15 protein-coding genes are annotated in these 20,027 nt (G+C 64.1%); 2 read left to right on the forward strand and 13 right to left on the reverse strand.

Going from position 1 to position 20,027, the window contains the following annotated elements; genetic code table 11:
* Nucleotides 1–38: 38 nt before the first annotated feature.
* The 3 genes from E1H16_RS00510 to E1H16_RS00520 form a co-directional block, all read right to left on the reverse strand.
* A complete protein-coding gene (locus E1H16_RS00510; RefSeq protein ID WP_134321745.1) occupies nt 39–929 on the reverse strand; it encodes a glycosyltransferase in 891 nt (296 codons plus the stop codon).
* Nucleotides 930–959: 30 nt separating this feature from the next.
* Nucleotides 960–2,297, reverse strand: a complete 1,338-nt coding sequence (locus E1H16_RS00515; RefSeq protein WP_134321746.1) for a lipopolysaccharide biosynthesis protein — start codon at nt 2,295–2,297, stop codon at nt 960–962.
* Nucleotides 2,298–2,358: 61 nt separating this feature from the next.
* Nucleotides 2,359–4,665: a YncE family protein gene (locus E1H16_RS00520; RefSeq protein ID WP_166741566.1), complete on the reverse strand. Its 2,307-nt coding sequence runs from the start codon at nt 4,663–4,665 to the stop codon at nt 2,359–2,361.
* A gap of 139 nt (nt 4,666–4,804) precedes the next feature.
* On the opposite strand from E1H16_RS00520, the gene E1H16_RS00525 reads away from it, so the two are divergent.
* A complete protein-coding gene (locus E1H16_RS00525) occupies nt 4,805–7,333 on the forward strand; it encodes an alpha/beta fold hydrolase (RefSeq protein ID WP_134321748.1) in 2,529 nt (842 codons plus the stop codon).
* On the forward strand, nt 7,330–8,166 hold the full coding sequence (locus E1H16_RS00530) for a glycoside hydrolase family 16 protein (protein ID WP_134321749.1): 837 nt from the start codon (nt 7,330–7,332) through the stop codon (nt 8,164–8,166). The genes E1H16_RS00525 and E1H16_RS00530 overlap by 4 nt, the downstream gene beginning before the upstream one ends.
* Nucleotides 8,167–9,001: 835 nt before the next feature.
* On the opposite strand, the gene E1H16_RS00535 is transcribed toward E1H16_RS00530, so the two are convergent.
* The 10 genes from E1H16_RS00535 to trhO all read right to left on the reverse strand — a co-directional run bounded on the left by E1H16_RS00535 (nt 9,002) and on the right by trhO (nt 20,012).
* A complete protein-coding gene (locus E1H16_RS00535; protein ID WP_134321750.1) occupies nt 9,002–9,313 on the reverse strand; it encodes a hypothetical protein in 312 nt (103 codons plus the stop codon).
* Nucleotides 9,310–9,627, reverse strand: coding sequence for an AbrB/MazE/SpoVT family DNA-binding domain-containing protein (locus tag E1H16_RS00540; RefSeq protein WP_134321751.1), 318 nt, complete (start codon nt 9,625–9,627; stop codon nt 9,310–9,312). Before E1H16_RS00540 ends, E1H16_RS00535 begins: the two co-directional genes overlap by 4 nt.
* Nucleotides 9,628–10,019: 392 nt before the next feature.
* Nucleotides 10,020–10,169 (reverse strand): RHS repeat protein, encoded by a 150-nt coding sequence (locus E1H16_RS00545; protein ID WP_134321752.1) that lies wholly within the window; start codon nt 10,167–10,169, stop codon nt 10,020–10,022.
* Nucleotides 10,170–10,261: 92 nt separating this feature from the next.
* The gene (locus E1H16_RS00550; RefSeq protein ID WP_134321753.1) at nt 10,262–12,607 is read right to left on the reverse strand and encodes a hypothetical protein; all 2,346 of its coding nucleotides are present in this window, start codon (nt 12,605–12,607) and stop codon (nt 10,262–10,264) included.
* Nucleotides 12,604–13,584: a glycosyltransferase family 2 protein gene (locus E1H16_RS00555; RefSeq protein WP_134321754.1), complete on the reverse strand. Its 981-nt coding sequence runs from the start codon at nt 13,582–13,584 to the stop codon at nt 12,604–12,606. The genes E1H16_RS00550 and E1H16_RS00555 overlap by 4 nt, the downstream gene beginning before the upstream one ends.
* Entirely contained in the window at nt 13,581–15,650 is a 2,070-nt protein-coding gene (locus E1H16_RS00560) for a glycosyltransferase (RefSeq protein WP_134321755.1), read from the reverse strand. Before E1H16_RS00560 ends, E1H16_RS00555 begins: the two co-directional genes overlap by 4 nt.
* Nucleotides 15,651–15,690: 40 nt before the next feature.
* Nucleotides 15,691–16,449, reverse strand: coding sequence for a glycosyltransferase family 2 protein (locus E1H16_RS00565; protein ID WP_208378781.1), 759 nt, complete (start codon nt 16,447–16,449; stop codon nt 15,691–15,693).
* Between the two features lie 259 nt (nt 16,450–16,708).
* Nucleotides 16,709–17,635, reverse strand: coding sequence for a hypothetical protein (locus E1H16_RS00570; RefSeq protein WP_134321757.1), 927 nt, complete (start codon nt 17,633–17,635; stop codon nt 16,709–16,711).
* Nucleotides 17,616–18,890, reverse strand: a complete 1,275-nt coding sequence (locus tag E1H16_RS00575) for a WxL protein peptidoglycan domain-containing protein (protein WP_134321758.1) — start codon at nt 18,888–18,890, stop codon at nt 17,616–17,618. Before E1H16_RS00575 ends, E1H16_RS00570 begins: the two co-directional genes overlap by 20 nt.
* Nucleotides 18,891–19,109: 219 nt before the next feature.
* The gene (trhO, locus tag E1H16_RS00580) at nt 19,110–20,012 is read right to left on the reverse strand and encodes an oxygen-dependent tRNA uridine(34) hydroxylase TrhO (RefSeq protein WP_208378782.1); all 903 of its coding nucleotides are present in this window, start codon (nt 20,010–20,012) and stop codon (nt 19,110–19,112) included.
* Nucleotides 20,013–20,027: the final 15 nt, after the last annotated feature.

Here is a 20,027-nt window from a genome sequence, read left to right on the forward strand (position 1 = left end):
GATCCCGCTCCCTTTGCCTGTGTACACGCTCGCGCCAGTTACGGTGCGGAGCGCGCGGCGTTGAGCACGTTCTCCACGAGAGTACGGCTGCAGAATCGCGCTGTCTCCACCCCGGGCCGCCTGCTGAGCGCACGCGTGGCGGCCCATGCTGTCCTCGCTGCGGTACCGAAAACTCCACGGGAATCAGGCCACAACAGATTACGCACGACCTCGTCCGGCAGCGGGCGGGCGCGCGTTCGGCGCGCGTACGACGCTGCGACCTGCACATGCACGTCACGCAACGCGTCGCGGTGACGCAGGCTCGCTTGTGTGTCGTGGATCCGATACCGGTAACCGACCTGTGGGAGGTTCCCGATGACTCCGTGCTCAGCAACCCTGGTAATGAACTCGTAGTCCTCGGCGTACGACAGCCCGGCGTCATATCGCAGACCCGCGTCCTCCAGCACACTTCGGCGCAGCATGATGGACGCTCCACAATGACAACTCGACAGGAGTAAACGCTGACGGCACGCGGTATCCGAGACCGGCATGCGGACCGTCGCGTTGATCGCGCCAAACATTTCATAGCCGGTCCCGCACATCACTGCTTCTGGATGCTCATCCATCCATCGCATTTGCGCGGCGATTCGCCCGGGAATAGAAATATCATCGGCATCCATCCGCACGACCAGTTCGCCACGCGCGGCGTCCAGACCTCGATTGAGCGCCGCGACGACGCCCGCTTGAGGTTGGTGCAACAGTCGAATTCGATCGTCCTTCAGCGCCATTAGCTCGGCGATCCCCCGGTCGGTCGAACCGTCATCGACCACGAGTACTTCCAGGGCAGACACATCCTCTGCCAACACCGACCGCACCGCGTCCGCGATGAAACCCGCTGCATTATGCACAGGTATGAGAACAGTGACGCGCGGAGCCATGATCCCTTTCATCCCACCATCCGACTACTGCGACTACTGCGACTACGCAGACGAATCCGCAGACTCGTCGCCCGTCCTCGCGCCGAGTTGCTGAGCGACCTTGCCATCGCGCACCAAGCGCGCCAGTGGTACCGCGATGATCAGGACACACAGCAGATCGGCGCTCATGATCGCGACCCCGACGCCGGTCATCCCCAATGGACCCACCAATAACAACGAACCACCGATGATGCCGATGATGCCGAGCGCCTGGACCGGGACCAACAGACGTAGTCGCCCGGCGATTCGACTGAGAGCGGCGAAGAACGAGATCACCTGCTGCAGCAGCAATGCCGGAACCATGAACAGCAGGTATCCAACGGCATCGAGATAGGCGGGTCCCACAAGCCACAGAACAAGCGGGCCACAGACCGCCAGACCTCCGATACACAGCACCGCCATCCGTCCGACTACGCGGGCCATCCGCCGCAACAAGTCGTGCCGCTCGCCTGCGGGTACTGCGGAGGCCTCAACCACGAAGGCCGACATCATCGTCGACAGCATCAGGCCCACCGAGGAGACCAATGTCCAGGCGATATTGAAGTGCGCCGCCGCGACGGGCCCTTCGGACGAGATCACGATCAGCGGTACCACCAACGGCGCGACCACGCCCATCGCCATGAGGAACACCAGCGCAACATGGTGCCTGGCCAATTCTCCGGTCGGCGGGAGTGCCGGTGGCGCAGTGGATCCCTGGCGTAGGCGCCGGGCAGCAGCAATCGTGGCGATACCGGCAGCGAGCGCCGCCAGCACGGTCCACGATCCGGTAATCGCCAGCGCACCGCCCCAACCTGCGAACAGGAATAACGGCAGGATTTTCGCGATCGACAGCAGCACATTCTTGGCCGCGACCCATTCGGGACGCCGGATCGCAGTGAGAATCGAATCAAGCAGCGCGTACAGCGTCAGGACAGCAACAGTGATCGGGAACGCGATCTGCTGGGCCGCGTCGTCGAAGAGAGTATTCGTCGGCCCTACGAGCAGGAAAATCCCGCCAACGACCAGCCCCAGCGCGGCGGTGCCGCCGAGCCCGGCGAGCACGAAGCGCGAACGATAACGACCGGCGTCCGCGAGGAATCGTTCGTACATACCCCCCAGCGACAACCCACTGAGTGAGCTGAGCATCGTCGCGGTGCTCATGACGGCGGATGCTCGACCGACCTCAGCAGTCGGGAACAGTCGTTCGGCGATCATCCAGTACACCAGCCCGAGCACGCCCGTGAGCGCAGTCGACATCGACAGGGTCAGCGCGCTCGACTCCATGCCGCGGCGTCGCGCGAGCGCACGCAGGGTGCCGAGCCGTGTAGACGGCGGCACGGTTGCGAGCTCGAGAGTTCCCATTGGGTCCTTATTACATCGGCTACCCCACCGGCGATATCGCAGGTGGGGCAGCCGATTGCGGTTAGCTCAGCGTCAGGGTCAACACCGAGGAGTACTTACCCGCAGGCGTCGAGGTCGGCGCCTCGAGCTGTAGGGCGGCGCCCAGCCTCGCGGTGCCGGCACCGGCACCCGGCGCAGCGGATGCGAGCACGCCGCCCGTGCCCAGGCCCGTCCCGGGAGCCACGACCGCACCGTTCGAGACAGACTGGCCGTCATCGCTGTCGAGCACTTCCGGGGTCCACCCCAGGTACTTCGCCGCGATCGATCCATCCTTCGAGGAGAAGTCGCCCGCGGATCCGGTCAGGGTCCAGCCCGGGTTCTGCTCGACGCGCAAGTCGGTAACGGTCACCTGCGGCAGGTAGCCGTCAGCGACGAGCGCACTCGCCTCCGATGACAGCTTCGCTTCCCCGAGGTCAGCGGTCGTCGAGTCCACCGCCAGCGACAGTCCGCCGGTCGACGGAATGCCGACGACAACCTCGACATCGGCGGACGTCGGCTGCGTGGGCTCGTCCGGATCGTCGGGATCCTCAGGGTCGGTCGGATCCTCGCCATCTGCGATCGCGACTGACGACCAGCTGTAGACATCGCCGCGCCAGTCCATGATCACCAGGTCATGTGCGCCGGCCGGCGTGTCCTGCGGCAATGCCACGTTCAGCGCACCGCCGGAACCGACGTTGTGCCAGCCGAGGAACTGGCCACAGAACCACACGCCGAAGTCGCGACCGCTCAGGGTTCCAGGAACGCTCAGATTCAGTTCCTGACCTACCTGCGCCGACGCCGGAGCGTCCACGACATCCTGCTTCGCCGGATCCAGGTCGCCCAGCGCGGGAACCTCGGCCTTGGTGGTCTTGACCGCGAGGGTCACCGCAGTGACCGGTTCGCTGTCGAGGAAGTGCAGCGTGTGCCAGCCCGCCGCGGTCAGTTCGCCCGCGTCGCTGACGATCGGGATCCTGATTGGTTCATCACTGAACTCGCCGTTGCCGTCGACGACGATACGATCGTCGATTACCTCAGAACCGTTCTCGCGCAGCATCCCGTACGCGTCCTTGTCCATTTTCACCGCGATCTGCTGTCCGGGAGTGAAACCGCTACCGGAGACGGTCACGACCTCGCCTGGGGTGAGGTCGCCGTCGGCATTGACGGTGATCTCGGCACCGGCGGGCTTCGGGTCAGGAACCGTCGGCTTGTCGGGATCGGTTGGCTCGTCCGGGTCGTCCGGATCGTCCGGGTCGTCGGGATCCGTCGGCTCCCCGTCCTTGACGGTGATCTTCCAGATCTGGTCGGCTCCGTTGGCGCCGGCGCCGCTCTTGTCGACGGCGTACACCGCGCCCTTGGCCACCATCAGATGGTTGGGGGTGGAGCCGACCGGGATCTCAGCCACCGGGCTGTTGTCCTCGGCAGATGTCACGAATACCTGCGATCCGTAGAAGCCCGCATGGAACACCAGGTCGTGCTCGGCGTCAAACGCGCTATTGAGCAGACCGACTGGGGCTTCGGTGCGCTGGGTTGCGCCCGTTGCCAGGTCCATCATGACGACATCGCTGCTGTCCTGGCTGGAGATGTACGCGCGGTTGCGCTCCGGGTCTACCGTGATGCCCGACGCGCGGGCGCCACCGGACGTGCCGACCTTCCGGTTGGACTGCGCGATGTTGTCCAGCTCGTAGACGTCACCGGTCTCCAGGCTGACGGTGTACAACTTCGAAGTGGTCTCGTTCTCGATGAGTTCGATGGACATCGGAGACGCACCGCCACCGAGATTGATCACCTTCGTCTCGTACGACGTGGTGTCGATCTTGGTGATCGTGTGGTTGTACGGGTCGCTGACGTACGCGAATCCGCGGTACTCATCGATCTCGACATCACGGGGATGGTCCGGCACCGAGATTGTAGTGAGTTGCTCGCCACTGTCTTGGTCGAATACCGATACCTTGCCCGAGCCGTCGCCATACATGCCCTCACGGGTGTCGGTCGTCCACACCGTGTTGTGGGTGTCATCGACGGCGACGCCGTATACGGCCTGCTTGCGATCGGCCGGGTCGTCCTCGGTACCTGCGCCCACCGTGGGAGCGTCGTACTTGTCGAGCACTTCGAGTGTGTCCGGGTCGATCTTGTAGAGCGCCGATTGGGTGATCGGTGGCCGCCCGACAGCGGTCGTCGCCCAGATCACGTCGTTCTTCTCGGAGTACGCCACCTGATAGAGCCCTGGTCCTACCGAGGCGCTTTGCGTCTCGAACTCGAAACCGTCGCCTTCGACGGTTGCCGCGGACGCAGTGGTCGCGCCCATGCCGGCGAGGCCCGCCGCCAGCGCGACGGAGGCGACAATTGCCACGCTCCTGCGTCGAGGTCTGGTCTTGGTTATGGACATATCCGTATACCGTCTCCCTCTCTCGGCGAGCGCCGCGACTCGGTCGCCCGCGATTGGTGTTAGGCAAGCCTAAGCACAACTTCGTTAGGCTATCCTAACTAACATGCATTCCACGTCACTGCCCCCAACGCTTGCTGCCTCCCGAGGCCTGACCGACCGACTGATGCGCGGATTGCGGACGATCGGAGATCGCACCGCTGTGTGCTCGGACGACCTCGCGGTCAGCGGCGATGACCTGTACCGCCGCGCAGCGCATCTCGCGGTGCGTTTGAACGAGGTAGGCGACGGGCCGGTCGCCGTGCTCTGCGACAACTCTCCACCCAGCGTCAACGCATTGCTCGGCGTACTGCTATCGGGCCGGCCTGCGGTATTGCTGGATGTGGCCCAGCCGGCCGAACGTCTGCAGCGCATCGCGGTAGATAGCGGCGCGACCACGCTCATCGGCCCGCCGCGCGCCAGCGACGAACTCGCAACCGGGCTCGCGATGATCGACGATGAGAAGATCGCCGCAGAGGCTGACTCGACAGCAACACCAGAACTCGCCGATATAGATGCGAACGCGCCAGCGGTGATCGTCTACACCTCCGGTTCGACGGGCGCCCCGAAAGGCGTCGTGCTCAGCCATGGCACCGTTGCCAATGGCGCGCGCCTGTCGCAAGAACAGTTCGCGTTAAGCACCACCGACCGCGTCGCGCTCGTCGCCCCGTTAGCTTTCGCGCTCGGTTTGGAGGTCGCGATCATGGCGTTGTGTGCCGGCGCTGCCTTATACGTCCAGGATCCCCGGACGACGGGAATCCACGCGCTGGCCGACGGATTGCGCTCAGCGCAGGCCACGACGCTGCACCTCACGCCGTCACTACTGCGCGCGCTGACCGACTCCACTTCGGGACCCCTGCCGGGCGTCCGTCTGTTCACCACTGCCGGCGAACCGGCCCAAGGCGCAGACATCAACGCAGCACGGAGCGTCCTGCCGCACGCCGACTATGTCAACTATCTAGGCTCCTCAGAAACCGGACATCTCGCGTTCCTTCGCATTCGGTCCGGTGAGCGGGTGCCCGACGGACAACTTCCCGCCGGGCACCCCGCTGATGGCAAACTGATCCGGCTGCTCGGCGAGGATGGCACCGAAGTACCGGCCGGCACGCCCGGTGAGATCGAGATCGTCTCGCGGGACCTGGCCCTGGGTTATTGGCGTTCGCCGCGCAAGACCGCCGAACGATTCACCGTGCTGGACTCCGGCGAGACCGTGTATCGGCCGCACGACCGTGGGGTATTCGATTCCGACGGGGCGCTGCATGTGCTGGGACGCTCGGATGATGCCCTCAAGATCGGTGGATACCTGGTCGAACCCGCCGAGGTGGAGGGAGCGCTGCGTCGCATCCCCGAGATCGTCGAAGCGACGGTCGTAGCACATCGGACGGGCACCGACCCGGCTCGCCTCGTTGCCTACGCCGTACCGGATCCAGACCGCCGGGTTCCGTCCTCGGCAGCGATCCGGTCGCAGTTGCGCGCCACCTTACCGAGCTGGATGGCGCCAACTCACATCGTGATGCTCGCCGAGCTGCCGCGTAATGAACGCGGCAAGATCGACCGCACCAGGCTGCCCGAGCCGCCGGAACGCAACACCCCCGGACGCGCCACGACCGGCTGGGAACAAGCAGTCGGCGTCGAGTGGGCCGCCACCCTTGGTCTGGAGTACGTCGGCCCCGAGGAGCAGTTCGTCGAACTCGGCGGTGACTCACTCGCTGTCGAAGAGATGTTGCAACGAGTCGAGGACCAACTCGGGATTCGCTTAGCGAGCGGGGATCTGACTGCCGCGCCGACGCTGCGTGAGTTCGCCGAGGTCGTCTCCAAGGCCCGTACCCAGCGGCCGCGACGCAACCGCCACACCACCTGGGCGCGGCTCACGTCCGGTACGCGAACCGGAACGCCGGTGTTCTGCTTCGCCGGCGCGGGCGGAACCATTGGCGCGTTCACCGGGCTGGCGGGCAAGATCTCACCGCGTAGCAGTGTTATCGCGTTTCAGGTCAACGGCCTTGAGAACATCGGCATTCCGGACTGGTCCGTCGTGCGCACGGCCCGTAGATACGTGCGCACCATCGAGACGATGTTGGCCCCGAATCAACGTGCCGTGCTCGTCGGCCATTCTCTCGGCGGGCTATTTGCGCTTGAAGTCGGCCGCCTGCTCACTGAACGCGGCTTCCCCCGTCCCCACGTGATCATTCTCGACACCGTGTTGCCGCCGACGGCGGTGCGCGCCGCTGGCGCCACAGTCCCATCTATTCGCATCCCTGGCGGCAAACCGCAGACCCGTCGCGAGTTATGGCGCACCCGTGGCCGCCTCCTGGGCGCGGGCCTGGTGAACTACGACCGGGCCACGCGCGACGAGGTCTTTTTCCAGCACGGCCTGCGCCTGATGGAGCACTATCGACCCAAGCCCTGGCCTGGCTCGATCGATATCGTGCTGACCAGAGAAAATATCGATGATCGTTCCTGGTGGCGCAGTATGACTACCCGCCCGGTGACGCCGATCGAGTTGAATTGCAATCACGCCGCCGTGCTTCGGTCACCGTATTTCGAAGAGATTGCCGACTTGATCAACTCCGCCGTCGACCGTGACGCAGACTCATGACACGACGGAGTCCCGTCTCTATCGCGATGACGATGTGCGCCGTACTGCTCGGCGCTGGGTGCACCGTTGCCGGTACCGAAGCGAGTCCGGAAGCCGAGCCCACCTGGAGCCAGGAATTCAACGGCCCGGCCGGATCGTCCCCAGACAGTGACGTCTGGATGTCGATGGATCTCGCCGGCGGGTGGGGCAATAACGAGCTGCAGGCTTACACACCGCGGCCTGAGAACGTGCGTCTCGATGGGGAGGGCAACCTGGTTATCACCGCCCGTCAGGAGCAGTACGTCGATCCGCAAGGCAATACCGCGGAATACACCTCTGCGCGGCTGGAGACGGTCGAAGCGTTTCAGTATGGAACCTTCGAGGCCCGGATGAATGTCCCGGCAGGCCAGGGATTGTGGTCAGCGTTCTGGCTGTTAGGTAAGGGCCACTGGGACGTTGGCTGGCCAAAGGTTGGCGAGATCGACATCGTGGAGATTCTCGGCGAGGCCGATCATGCCAACAGCACCACCCACGGATTCGCCGAGGGCTCGGGACATTGGCAGAACGGCGCCGCGCACAGCGGTGAGTACGGCGGTACCTGGCACACGTACTCCGCCACGTGGACGCCAGAGGAGATCCGGTTCTATGTCGACGGCACCGAACACCACACGGTGGCCAAGGCCGATCTCAAGCCCGGCGAGGAATGGCCGTTCGAGAATCCGCAGCACGTGATCGTCAACCTAGCTGTGGGTGGCGATTGGCCGGGCTCGCCTGATGAGAGCACGTCGTTCCCGGCCGAACTCTTGATCGACTACATCCGTATTCACGACAGCACCATCATGCAGCGCGACTGATCCGCTCATATCTCTGCGACGGGCAAACCGCAGGCCGGCTTTGTCGGGTCAAGCAGGCGAACTGAATGCACGCTCCGCTGCACCGCGTCGTCATTTTCGGTCTGATGCACCTGGCATCCGGAACGTACTGAGTCTCGTGAAGATGGTCGTATGGGATCCTGCCCATGGAGTCAGGTGCGGGCACAGGTCGGATCGGACCCGGTTAATGAGCCACTGTTGGTGAGCGACTAATGCGAGCCAGTCGCCGACCAAGGTGGTGAGCGGCCACCTCTGCTGGTCGGTAATGTGATCCCGCAGTGCGTTCACATCACCGACGTCAACGATCATTTCGCAGAGCCTGCTGGTCGCGATCTTGCTGGCCGCGTCGTCGGACCCCGGCCTGAGTATTACCTCACGACTCGATACCGTCTGTTGCCAAAGCCGCGCGAGCTGCCGACTCAATTCCCAGTCGATCTTGGACTGGGCGAACCAGATGAGCGACTCGCTGACCCGCTCGGAATAGACTGGCGAGTCCGGCAGGAGGAAGCCCGTAACTGCAGCGTTCTAGCGACCTCGCACTTCAGCCGAAACCTTAATCGTCGTCCTGGCAGCCATGGCATCAGCCTTCGTTCAGTTAGACCCATACCCCAGATTCGGACGGCAACCGTAGCCATGGACATGGCCATCGTTGCAGGTTGTGTGGATCACTGACGGGCTGCTGTGCACGAGCATTACGATGCGTGACGCATAGTTGAAGGCGCCGTGCTAGGGCCGGGCGGTCATCGCGCGGCAGATCCTTCCGCGACCGCGGCGCACAACCCGCCTACCTTCCCACTGGCATATCAGCTGAATCGATCTACGGATTCCTGAAGACATCGTGGTCGCCCACTCGTCGCCAACGGCACAGCAGTTCGTTCTCGACGGCGACCAACTCGAACGTCGCACGCCCGTCAGGGCTCGCGAACGACCAGGTCATTTCCAGGATCCCGGGAGCAGAGCGGACTGATTTGACACGCAAAGATGCCGGCCACCCGGCGGCGGGGTCCGACGCATACGCGTCGCACGCGGGCGCGAACTTCTTCCGAACGACGTCGCGGAACGTCGCACGGTGCTCCGGCTTGAGCCGTCGATAGTCACCATCGAACGCCGGTGTCGTCTGAAACTTCACTCGTCATCGAGACCGTCGAGCGCGTCCAGGTGCTCCGCGAACGCATCGGTCGACTCATGAACGACCACACGGCCAGCAGCGACATGCTCGTCGACCTCGCGCTCACGTTCTTGCCAACGCTCCGTCCAGAACCACCGTTGATCCGCGGGCACCGGCAACGCCGGTCGCAACTCAATGACTCCGTCTTCGCGTTCGGTCATTTCCAACTGCGCACCGGGCTCGTCCAGGTGCAAACGACGACGCACGTCCACAGGCAACGCAATTGTCCCGCGTCCCTGGACACCGAGATAACGAGGTTCAGCTGAGGCAGTCATACCACAGAGCATACGCCCGTCGCCCCGTAATGCGACAATACTGCTTCGCCGCAAAACGAGAAAACCGTCGCTGTGCATCGCCTATGACGAGGGCGGCACGCAGAACGCGAGCGACGGCCTTCGATACGGATGTCGTCGGCGCGGTGCCAGCGCAGCAGTACGAACGCCGTGTTCAATACTGTCTGCGACATCTGCGTCACTTCGTTCAATGCGTGTATGTCACCTGGTTCACGTATGGATACGTGCTACGCAACAGCCCATTCGGACGCCCGAGGTTCGTTTAGCTCGTGGTGACTGTCTCCGTTGGTAGCCCGCCGATGGCGGGGTGTTTCACGGTCTTGATCTGGTTGTTCACCGTGTACGTGTACGCCGTCGTATAGGTCCTGGCGAGATCACTGGCCAGGTCCGATTCGGGGATGGTGATACTCGAGCTCGTCGGCAACCCCGCGGCGTGGTGAGCCCGCTGTCGGGTCATCGACGCTGACCTCGTTACCGGCCAGGTCGTAGTCCCAAGTCCATTCATTGCCGGCAGCGTCGGTCATGGACGCGAGTTGACCGGCGGGAGCGGTCGGTGGCTAGCTCAATCGCTGTCTGAGATCACGACGGCCGGCCCCGGACACAACGTTAGGCCGTGTTAGCCCGGTGGAAGGGTCCAGTCGGCCGCCGGCGCCCACTCTGCTTCCGGTGATACATACCGCCACACGCGGACGTCGCCGCGTTCACCCACCAACGTCCATCCGTCGCGCTCGGCTAGTTGCGCTTCGAGGTTGGCCAGCGCGTTCGGCGCATACAGCCCCTTCAAGTCGCTGTATACCTGCATTTTGTCGCTGACGACAAAGAAGATCGGCACCCAATCGGCAGCAATTAGTCCGGCTTCGATCGTCGCGACGTCCTGCGGTGCGGACAGATCGCTGCCGGTCAGCTCGTTGCTGTACCCAGTGGCGTCGAATGCCCAGAACCACCGCTCGCGATCGACGTACGCCGCTGTCGTTCGATCGGGCCAGGCCGGCACCGCAGACGCGATTCGTGCCTCCTGCGGCAACTCGTTCAAAAGATCCTCGGAGACTGACACCTCGGCCGCGGTCACTTGATAGGCGAACCACGGCCCGAAGTAGGCTTGCGCGCTCATTGCGACCGCGACGACGAGCCCGCCGGTGCCCAGCGCAGCCAGCGGCCACGACCGTCGCAACATCGTGGTCAGTCCCCCGGCAATCAGCACCGAACACCCGATGATCGCGTACAGATACACGCGCAGGATTGCCTCGCCGCCGTAGTTCTGCATCACCAGCAGCCCCATCGGACTAAACGCGATGACCGCCGCCGCGGCCCACGGTCGGCGCCGACGTATCCGTAGTACGACGACGATCGCGGCGAGCAGCCACAGGCTCAACGCGGTCGCCCGCGACAGCAACGACAGCAACGCCTGCGCATCGGTCACGATTGGCCCGATATTGCTCGTGGCGTTCTCCAGCACATCACCGCCCGAGAACACCCCGTAGCTCTCGACCAGTTCGATCCGGGGTGCCACTTGCGCAACCACGATCAACGAGGCGACGAGCGGGACCCAGATACGCGATTGCTTCATCACCAACAGCGCCCACAAGACGATCAGCACCCACACCGGCGTCAATTGGTGGCTCACGGTCATCGCAGCGAAAAGACCCAGCGCGCCCAGGCCCGCAGCCATCGACGTGCGCGCCCGCATCGCGAGCGCAAGAATCAACGGCGCGAACACAATCGCAATTGCCTGCGGTGCAAAGTAATCCTGCCCGACCCAGTTCATCGTGACCGCGATGAATCCAGCGACCGCCTGAGTGATCGGGTCCGCACCCAATTGCCGCGCGAGGTAGGCGACGCTCATCGCAAACAGCAGGCACACCACTGGGGTGGTCCACGCCGCGATGCTCAGTACGCCGATGCCGGAGGCCGAACTCAGCCATGCGGTACCGCTGAAGAATCCCGGCCAGTCGTGGTAGATGTCGACGCCGGGGATGAGCGAGCCGTACGTCGAGATGGCGTCCGTAGCGCCAATATGCTTGTACGTCCAGGCATACCGCGGCACCTCGTCAACGACGGAACCAGCGGTACGGTACGTCAGGACCGCGAGGACGATCGCCACCCAGCAGCGCACGAACGAACCGCGGCGTACGGCGAGCACGAGTAGCAGCACCGGCAACGCCAGCGCAACGACCAATAACGGTTGGCCTGCGGTCAACAAGCCGTATGGCGACACGTCGGGGGTCACAGCGGCATTCAGGGCGAATGCCCACACCACGACGGTCCCCGCAACGAGCGCCCACCAGGTGTAGCCGTAGCTGTCCGGTGCGCGGGCACGTTGCACTCGGCGCGCGAGTCGTTCACAGGACGGCAGAAGCACGCGACGATTGATAAGTAGCTGGATGAGCGCGGTCGCGAGCACACAAGCCTGTACCAGTCGGGTCCCCGTCAGTGGATCCCACACGCCGACCCACAGACTCAAGGCGGATCCGAGCATCAGAGCGCCCAACGAGACGGGAACCGCCAGAGTCACCATTGCACGCGCCGAGACTCGCAATGGAGCAAGCAAACTGAGCCCCGGCGCGATGAACAGGAACGCCAGCGTGAGGATTCCGCCGCCGAAAGTTAGTACTGCCAGGAACGCGGCGATCAGTGCCGCCCACGCGGACACTGCTGCTCGGCTGCTTTGACGCGATTCGTCGGCTTCCTCGACTGACCCGCCCGCGCTCTGCGGCTCAGTGTCACCGGGAGGGTCGGGCTCGGATTTGTGCTCCGAGGCAAGCTCGCCGTCGGTTCGGCCGTCACGGACGGGCGCGATCGCAATCGACTCCGCGCACGCGCCATCAGCGCTGGCCTGTGGTGCGTCATCAGCGCTGGCTTGTGGCGCGTCGCCCGAGGAGGACGAATCGCCGGACACCAAATCGAGCTGCCCGGTGACCACACGCCCCCACAACGGCGACCGCCGCGAATGCTGAGGGCTCATCGGTATCTCAATACGCGCCCATACAGCGCAGGAGAGGCCTTCAGCATCCCCGCCGCCAGAGCCAATCGTCGATGACCATTCAACGCCAGCATCGGCATATCGGACACGCGCAGCAATCTCCGAGCACGGGTGATCAGGTCTACCGCGAGCCGATCGTCGGTGGCCACTTCAGGGTCATGCCGAGCCCGCCACGCCATGTTGGCCATCGGCAACACGACACCGCCGACGCGATGAGCCCGCAGCTCGGCGTCGAGTCCGGAGCGCTCGCCCACGATGCGGCGCACGTCGACCAGTTGGCTATCCAGATCGCCTACGTGCGGGCCGAATCGCCGCGAGACACTCCCGTCGGCCAGCGTGTAGAGATACATCGGTCGCGGACTAAACGCCACGCGCTCGGATTCCAGCGCGATCGCTAGTACGACGGGAAAGTCTTCGTACACCCTGCCCTCGGCGAACGGCGCGGCACCGAGGGAGGTGCGCCGGAACAGTTTGTTGCACACGTAGCCCTTCGCATCGTCGGTGAGCAGTTTGCGGGCGTACGCCTGCCCAGACAGAACGAGCGGAAAGCCGACATCTTCGATGTCCTTAGCGCGTCGCCCATCGGTACTCACCCGCACGCTGCCACAGACGGCGAGATTCACGTCGTACTGCGCGAGCAGCTGGCTCAGTTCAGCAACGAAGTCAGGCTCAATCGCGTCGTCTGCGTCGACAAAGCCGACGAACTCGCCGGATGCCGCGGCGAGCCCGGAATTGCGAGCGGCAGAAACGCCGCGATTGCTTTCTTGTCTGACTTCTATGCACCGAACCCCATGCATACGAGCTTCCTGCACCGCTGCCTCGAACGCGCCGTCGCGGCCGCGATCATCAACCAGCACCAGTTCGTCGACCGGCCGGGTTTGGCGGGCGATCGAGAGGACGCATCGACGCGCCGCAGCTGTGCCCCGATACACCGGGACAATGATCGAGACGGTACTCATCGCGCGCGTCGCTCACGTAGCCGCGCCCGCAAGTACAGAAACGGGCCAGCGCCGTACCCAGCTAGTTCTGCTCGAGCAATCTGCGGCGGGTACGACGGTCCGCGCGTCGCGTTCTTCGCGGACTTCGGGTGCAACAACTCCCGCAACGAGCGCGGCAGCGTCCGAGCGAATGTCGCGACCTCCCCCGGCCGACTCAGCACGAGTTTCGTCAGCGAGGCGGCCATGCCTGTGCCGTATCCGAACATCTGCGTGCGCAGCGCCCCAAGATCCGAACGATGGAAGTGACCCACGACGGCATCGGGCGTGTACACCACGGCTCCACCAGCGAAATAGATCTCGCGAAAGGCGTCGAGATCTTCGCCGCCGCGAGTGAGACTTCCCGCGCCGAGCGTGACGTCGAATCCGCCAATCGCGCGTAACTCGTCGGTGCGGAAGGACATGTTGTTGCCAGAGCCAAATTCCGCTGCGCTGTAAGGAAACGCGGGTCCTTCGCGGCCCGGTACGCCGAAGCTGCGCAGTCGCACCGACGGATGGTGCCGCTTCCACCAACATGTCGCGTGTCCCTTGCCGAAACCGCCGCCGGCCTCGAACAGTTCCTGGGCGTGCGTAGTCAACTCGGCCGGGACGACAAGGCCGGTAACACACCAGACCTCGCCGCCGACATCCGCAGTGAAGACCCGCAGCAGACTACTGATCCAGTCGCTCTCGGGCAGCGCATCATCATCGGTGAACGCGACGATCTCACCGCCGGCAGCGGCCAGCCCAGCATTACGCGCGTGCGAGAGCCCACGCCGAGGCTGTCGCACCACTCGGACGCGGTCATCGACCGACGCCGAAGCCACGAGACGATCCACCTCACCGGTCTCTGGCTCGTTGTCGACGATCAGAATCTCCAGATTGCGGTGATCCTGTTGACGTATTGCCTCGATCGTGCCGATCAACCGCTCGTCCCGACCCAGGGTGCACACGACCACGGTCACACGCGCGTCAGGGCTCGGAGTCGCTTCCCGTATGACAGCCGGAGTTGATGTGGGCTGCCGATACGCCGACAGCTCAGCGTGCGGCCGAACAGCCGGAGGATCGGCAGCGGGTCGCGTTTGCTGCTTATCCGCGTCAGTGCCCACCTCGTCGTCCGCCTTTCGCGCTCGGCGCGTCAGACCCGCGAGGTATCCGGCGCCGACGGAGGCAAATCCGAGCCCGATGGCACCAGCACGCCCAAAACCGCTCCCGTCGCCGCGTGCCGCCGCGAGCACCGAACGCGCGACGCCCGAGGGCAGGATGCGCGCAACGTAGCCACGCTCCGCGGACAGCCCATCGGTGGCTCCGGCAATCCGGGTCAACGCGGCCTTCGACTTCCCCTCGTGCCAGCACCGCGTCAGGAAATATCGGACGGTTCCCCGATCCGTAGGCACCTCGTGGTCGACGACTGCCCTCGGTTCCCGGACTATGACTTGCCCGCGAAGATGCTGACCGATCCGAATGCCCAGTTCGGTTTCCTCACAGCCCGCAGGCAGAGTTCCGACCCGCCCTAATCCAGCGGCGAATCCGCCCACTGCCTCGAACGCATCGCGGCGCAGCGCCATGTTCGCGCCGATGGGATTGCGTAGCCGCGCTCCCGCCGGCGGGAGCCCACGGTAATCGCAGCCGACCACCCAGCCGAACTCGTCGGGAAACCATGTCGGCCGTCCGCTGAGCCACACGGGCTCGATGCCGCCACCGACACCAACCACGCTCTGATCGGTAAAACGAGCCCGCAGAGTGGCCAACCAATCGGAGCGCGGCACGGCATCGTCATCGAGAAAAGCGACGATGTCGCCGCGCGCGTGACTGATCCCGGTGTTACGGGCGCCGGATAAGCCCGAACTCGACTCGTTCGGAACGATGCGGACTCCATCCAGTTCGCGTTTCGCCCACGCCAAGAGTTCATCGTTGTGGTCGACCACGATGGCGACCTCATCATCGGCACGCAATTGCTGCACGGCGGCGAAAGCGCTGCGGCGTAAGACATCTGCCCGACGCAGCGTGTACGCCGCGATCACGACGGTGACCGAACCTTCGGTCGGCATTCGGTTCACTCCACTCTTGCCGATCGCCGGGACAACCGACTCAGGCCGCTTGGCGCGTATCCGCCAGTTCGGCGGTGCCAACGGGCGCAGCGGGGGCGAGTTGTTCGCTTACTCGGCCGAAACGCTCGACCAGGATCGTGCGTAATACACGGATTCCGTCGTACATGGCGTGCAGGTTACTGGCGCCGTGGATGCGGGGAAGTTCGTAACTCGGCACTTCTGCGACCTGCAGGCCCGCCTCGGCGACACGGCAGTTCATCAACGTCTCGATCTCGAAGCCGTCACCCCAGTACGCGTCGTCCGGTCCGTCGACGTCCGGCAATCGCAGCACCGGCAGCAACTCCCGCCAGAATGCGTTGTAGCCGTAGCAGAGGTCGGTGTACTTCGTCCCGAACAGCCGGTTGACTGCACCCGTTAGCGATCGATTACCGAAGGTCCGCAACGGAGTCAGGTCGGTAGAACCCCCACCGGGTAGGTGGCGGCTGCCCTTGACGAAGTCGGCGCCACCTACCAGCGCCTCAACCATTCGGTCAATCTCACGCGGATCCGCCGATCCGTCGGCATCGAACAGCACCACGATCTGACCAGTTGCCGCATACATGCCGCACGCGAGCGCATTGCCTTTCCCGCGGCGGGTCTGCTGAATTACTCGCGCTTCCGGGCTTATTCGCGCGACGGTCTCCAGAGTGTCATCGCTGGAGCCGCCATCGACGACGAGGACCTCGTGCACCTTCGGCAGCGATGGGAGGACGACCTCCAGGTTGCGCGCCTCGTTGTACGCGGGCACGATCACCGTCACAGTTGGTTCCGTCGACCGCGAAGACAGCAGGTATCGCACAATTCTCCTTCTCGTCGAGTGGGCCGCACCGAGAAGGCTCTCACCGACGCGGCAACCCATCGAGAGCACGGCTTACTCGCCGGCTCGACAAATTTAGGTGATCCTAACCTAACTAAACTCGTGGTCTCGGTCGAGGGTCGAGTTGCCATTCGTGATCGATGCAACTGAGCGGCACCCCGCCCGCGCCGGCAGTGCAACGCCATCTCAGTGCAACGTCATCTCAGTGCAACGTCACGTACAACAGCACGACCCCAACGACGACCAGCCCAAGGCTCGATCGCTCCACGAACCGCACCGCCCGCGAGCGCTGCGACGGATGACGTAACCCGGCAAACGCCCACCCGAACGCCAGCAACATCGCAACCGCTGCCGCGCCAAGCACCGCCCACGACTGCAACGTGGTCGATGCGATGGAATCCAGCGATCCGGGACCTACGACGTACACGACGAACTTGCCCGTGAACCCCGCCGGAATCATGATCTGCCCGGATACTTCGAAACTGCCGCCCGGCGGAAGCGAAGGAATGTCAACACTTAGCGCCACGTCGCCAGAGCGCGTATTGCGGCCGAGGACCACATCGAGCTCTCCTTGTTCGGTGGCGACCTGCGAGGTATTCGTGACGGCGATAGTGACTACACGGCTACCACCGAGGGCGAACTGCTCGCGCCACGACGCGTCGCCAGCGAGCCGGACCGTGCCTTCGAGTACGGCCGTTTGTGGTGGTGCGGGCTGCGCCTCGGATTCAGCGTCGGCAATCTCGGCGCCCTCCACATCGAACGCGACAGACTCGGCGCCACCGTCGACACTCAACGCACGGATCTCACAAGGGCAGGGATCCGGCGGGATCGCCACGACCACAACGACATCGACGTCACCGTCCGCATTTGGCACAGCCTGCGCGGCCGCCATCATCGCGCAGGATGACGAGCCCGAACCACTTCCACAGACCGCCACCGAGACCAGCACTCCCGGACTCCAACCGGTGAGCTGAAGATCAACCTCCTCACCCTCCCCCGCCGAACTACTGGCGATCGCGATCTGTGGATCAGTCGGCGCGGCGTACGCCGGCACGCTAAAGCCCGCGCCGCTGAATGCCAGCGCCGCAAGCAGGAGTCCGACGACGGACCTAACGATCCGTGCGCGCATCGCCCTCATCTCCGCCGGTAGTCTGTTCGCCGGATGCTGGATCGCTACCATCGCTGGGCTCTGCGTCTTCACGACGCGCGTCCTGCTCAGCGTCCGTGTCCAACTCGGCATCGCCATCGCTATCGGTCTCGCCGACATTGGAGTCGTCACCAACACCGTCGCCGGAGGCCCCTACTTTTGCCTCGTCAGCCTGATCGGCACCGGATGTCTTGGCTTTTGCCTCCGCGAGTTCGGCCTTCATCGCCTTCCAACGACGACGCCTGCCCCGCATCAGGAAGTACACGCCCAGCACGATTACCAGCAGCACCGCTAGCGGAATCCACGGCATCGCCCAGAAACTCGTGGACGTAGTGATTGACTTCGGTTCAGATTCCAGCCGTTCGCCAACATCGATGGGGTCCAGCTGGACGTTGGCCTGCAGCCGAACGAGCGCGGGAACGTCTTCGAGCACCACCGAGCGTAGTACGGCGCCACCAGGTAGCAGCTCTGCGATATCCCCTGTCTGCTCAGCCACGGATCCGCCGATCAACGGCGTGAGACTGACCGTTTCGTCGGCGGCGAGCCGTACGTTTCCGCGATTGCGCACCGTGTAGGTGACGGTCACATCACCGGTGAGCTGATGCCCATTGGAGCCATAGTCGACCGCCAGGTCCTCCACGGCGAGCCTCGGCGTGAGTTCACCGGAGACCGTGAGATACAGCCTGACTGCGATCCGCGCATCGAACAGCACCTCGTTCCCGTCCGCGTCCGTGCCCGGCGACGTCAGCGAGGTGACGACGCCGCCGACGTGATCACCAGGGGTCGCGTTGTCCGGGACCTGAATCTGGAACGGCACATCGACGCTATTGCCGGGTTCGATGGCGACTTCGGTGACCGGCAAGGTCACCCAAGCCCCGACGTCCACCGGTTGCTCTGCGGTCGGCAGCAGGTCGAACGCGCCTGTCTCAGGCACATTGAACGCGTCAGTAGCGAGGAGCCCCAACGTCAGCGGCTCTTCAGATATATTCGTGATCCGAATGGTGTCCTCGACCTGCTGGCCGGGGTCCATCGCGTACACGAAGTAGGACCGGTCGTTCGGCCCGTCCGGACCAGAGGGCTGCACCATCCAGGTCGATCCGGAGCTCTCGGGGGTTGCCTCCTCGTCCTCCGCGTACGCCGCTGACGGCATGATCGACACCATGAGCGCACACAGCAAGGCGAGTAACAGCCCGCCATGGCGCGCCGCCATCCCGACACCGGAACGATTACCTGTCATTCACTTCTCACCTTCAACGGCGGTCAGCGCAGGTAGCGCAATTAACCTAGCCGATAAGGCCGTGCCGCGAATTCGCACGCGTTGTTCCATATGCCCCGTATCCCTATGCCCACCACAAACATGGCGCTCTTGCTAGTAAGGTTAGGGTCACCTTGGTTAGATCGTGCAGCCGGGTTCGATTAGTGTCGGCCCGCGACGCGTGAGAACCCCCGCACTCCCTCAGCGATGCTCAGTGCAGAGCGGCGAGACCTGCTGGCAGCTCGCACAGACTAGTTCCAGCGCCTTACAGCCCTGCTGGGCGCAATCGAGGAACTCCTTGGTCGGCGAATCACACACCGCGCAACGCCCAATGACCTTCGTGTGGTCTGAATAGTCGAGCGTCATCCTCTTATCGAAGACGAACAGCGAACCGTCCCACAGCCCGTCGTCACCGTACTTCTCGGCGTAGCGAACGATGCCGCCATCCAGTTGATACACCTGCTCGAATCCTCGACGGCGCATGAGCGCCGACAACACCTCGCACCGGATTCCGCCGGTGCAGTAGGAAATCACCGGCCGCTGCTTCAGATCGTCGTACTTGCCAGAGTCGAGTTCGGCGACGAAGTCTTTGGTGGTCGCGACGTCGGGCACGACCGCGCCACGGAACCGTCCGACAGACGCCTCAAGCGCATTGCGGCCATCGAAGAACACGACATCCTCACCATGCTCGGCAACCAGCTCGTGCACCTGTTCCGGACTCAGATGCGTACCCCCGCCGACGATGCCGCTCTCGTCGACACTGATTTCGTCGGGGACGCCGAAAGTGACTATTTCGTCGCGCACCTTTACCGAAAGCCGCGGAAAATCATCCCCGGTGCCATCGCTCCACTTCACGTCGATGTCTTTGAACGGCGGGTATTCCTTCAGCCCACGCACGTAGCGCTTCACGTCAGCCATCGGCCCGCCGACCGTGCCGTTGATCCCGTCGCGCGAGATCAGGATGCGCCCAGTCAACCCGTACCGTTCGCACACCTCACGCTGCCACAGGCGGACCATCTCGGGATCGGCGAGCGGAGTGAACCGATAGAACAACACGATCTTGGGCATGACGACGCGACCGTCGGCGGTATGGCTGGGGAGCATGCGATTCCTGAGCGA

The organism is Cumulibacter soli (genome assembly GCF_004382795.1).
GTDB lineage: Bacteria > Actinomycetota > Actinomycetes > Mycobacteriales > Antricoccaceae > Cumulibacter > Cumulibacter soli.

Bases quoted from the DNA above. Each gene is read 5' to 3' on its own strand.
- E1H16_RS00510 (WP_134321745.1), bottom strand. From the start codon at position 929: ATGAAAGGGATCATGGCTCCGCGCGTCACTGTTCTCATACCTGTGCAT.
- trhO (WP_208378782.1), bottom strand. From the start codon at position 20,012: ATGCTCCCCAGCCATACCGCCGACGGTCGCGTCGTCATGCCCAAGATC.
- E1H16_RS00570 (WP_134321757.1), bottom strand. From the start codon at position 17,635: ATGCGCGCACGGATCGTTAGGTCCGTCGTCGGACTCCTGCTTGCGGCG.
- E1H16_RS00560 (WP_134321755.1), bottom strand. From the start codon at position 15,650: ATGCCGACCGAAGGTTCGGTCACCGTCGTGATCGCGGCGTACACGCTG.
- E1H16_RS00575 (WP_134321758.1), bottom strand. From the start codon at position 18,890: ATGACAGGTAATCGTTCCGGTGTCGGGATGGCGGCGCGCCATGGCGGG.
- E1H16_RS00555 (WP_134321754.1), bottom strand. From the start codon at position 13,584: ATGAGTACCGTCTCGATCATTGTCCCGGTGTATCGGGGCACAGCTGCG.
- E1H16_RS00515 (WP_134321746.1), bottom strand. From the start codon at position 2,297: ATGGGAACTCTCGAGCTCGCAACCGTGCCGCCGTCTACACGGCTCGGC.
- E1H16_RS00530 (WP_134321749.1), top strand. From the start codon at position 7,330: ATGACACGACGGAGTCCCGTCTCTATCGCGATGACGATGTGCGCCGTA.
- E1H16_RS00545 (WP_134321752.1), bottom strand. From the start codon at position 10,169: ATGACCGACGCTGCCGGCAATGAATGGACTTGGGACTACGACCTGGCC.
- E1H16_RS00540 (WP_134321751.1), bottom strand. From the start codon at position 9,627: ATGACTGCCTCAGCTGAACCTCGTTATCTCGGTGTCCAGGGACGCGGG.
- E1H16_RS00525 (WP_134321748.1), top strand. From the start codon at position 4,805: ATGCATTCCACGTCACTGCCCCCAACGCTTGCTGCCTCCCGAGGCCTG.
- E1H16_RS00550 (WP_134321753.1), bottom strand. From the start codon at position 12,607: ATGAGCCCTCAGCATTCGCGGCGGTCGCCGTTGTGGGGGCGTGTGGTC.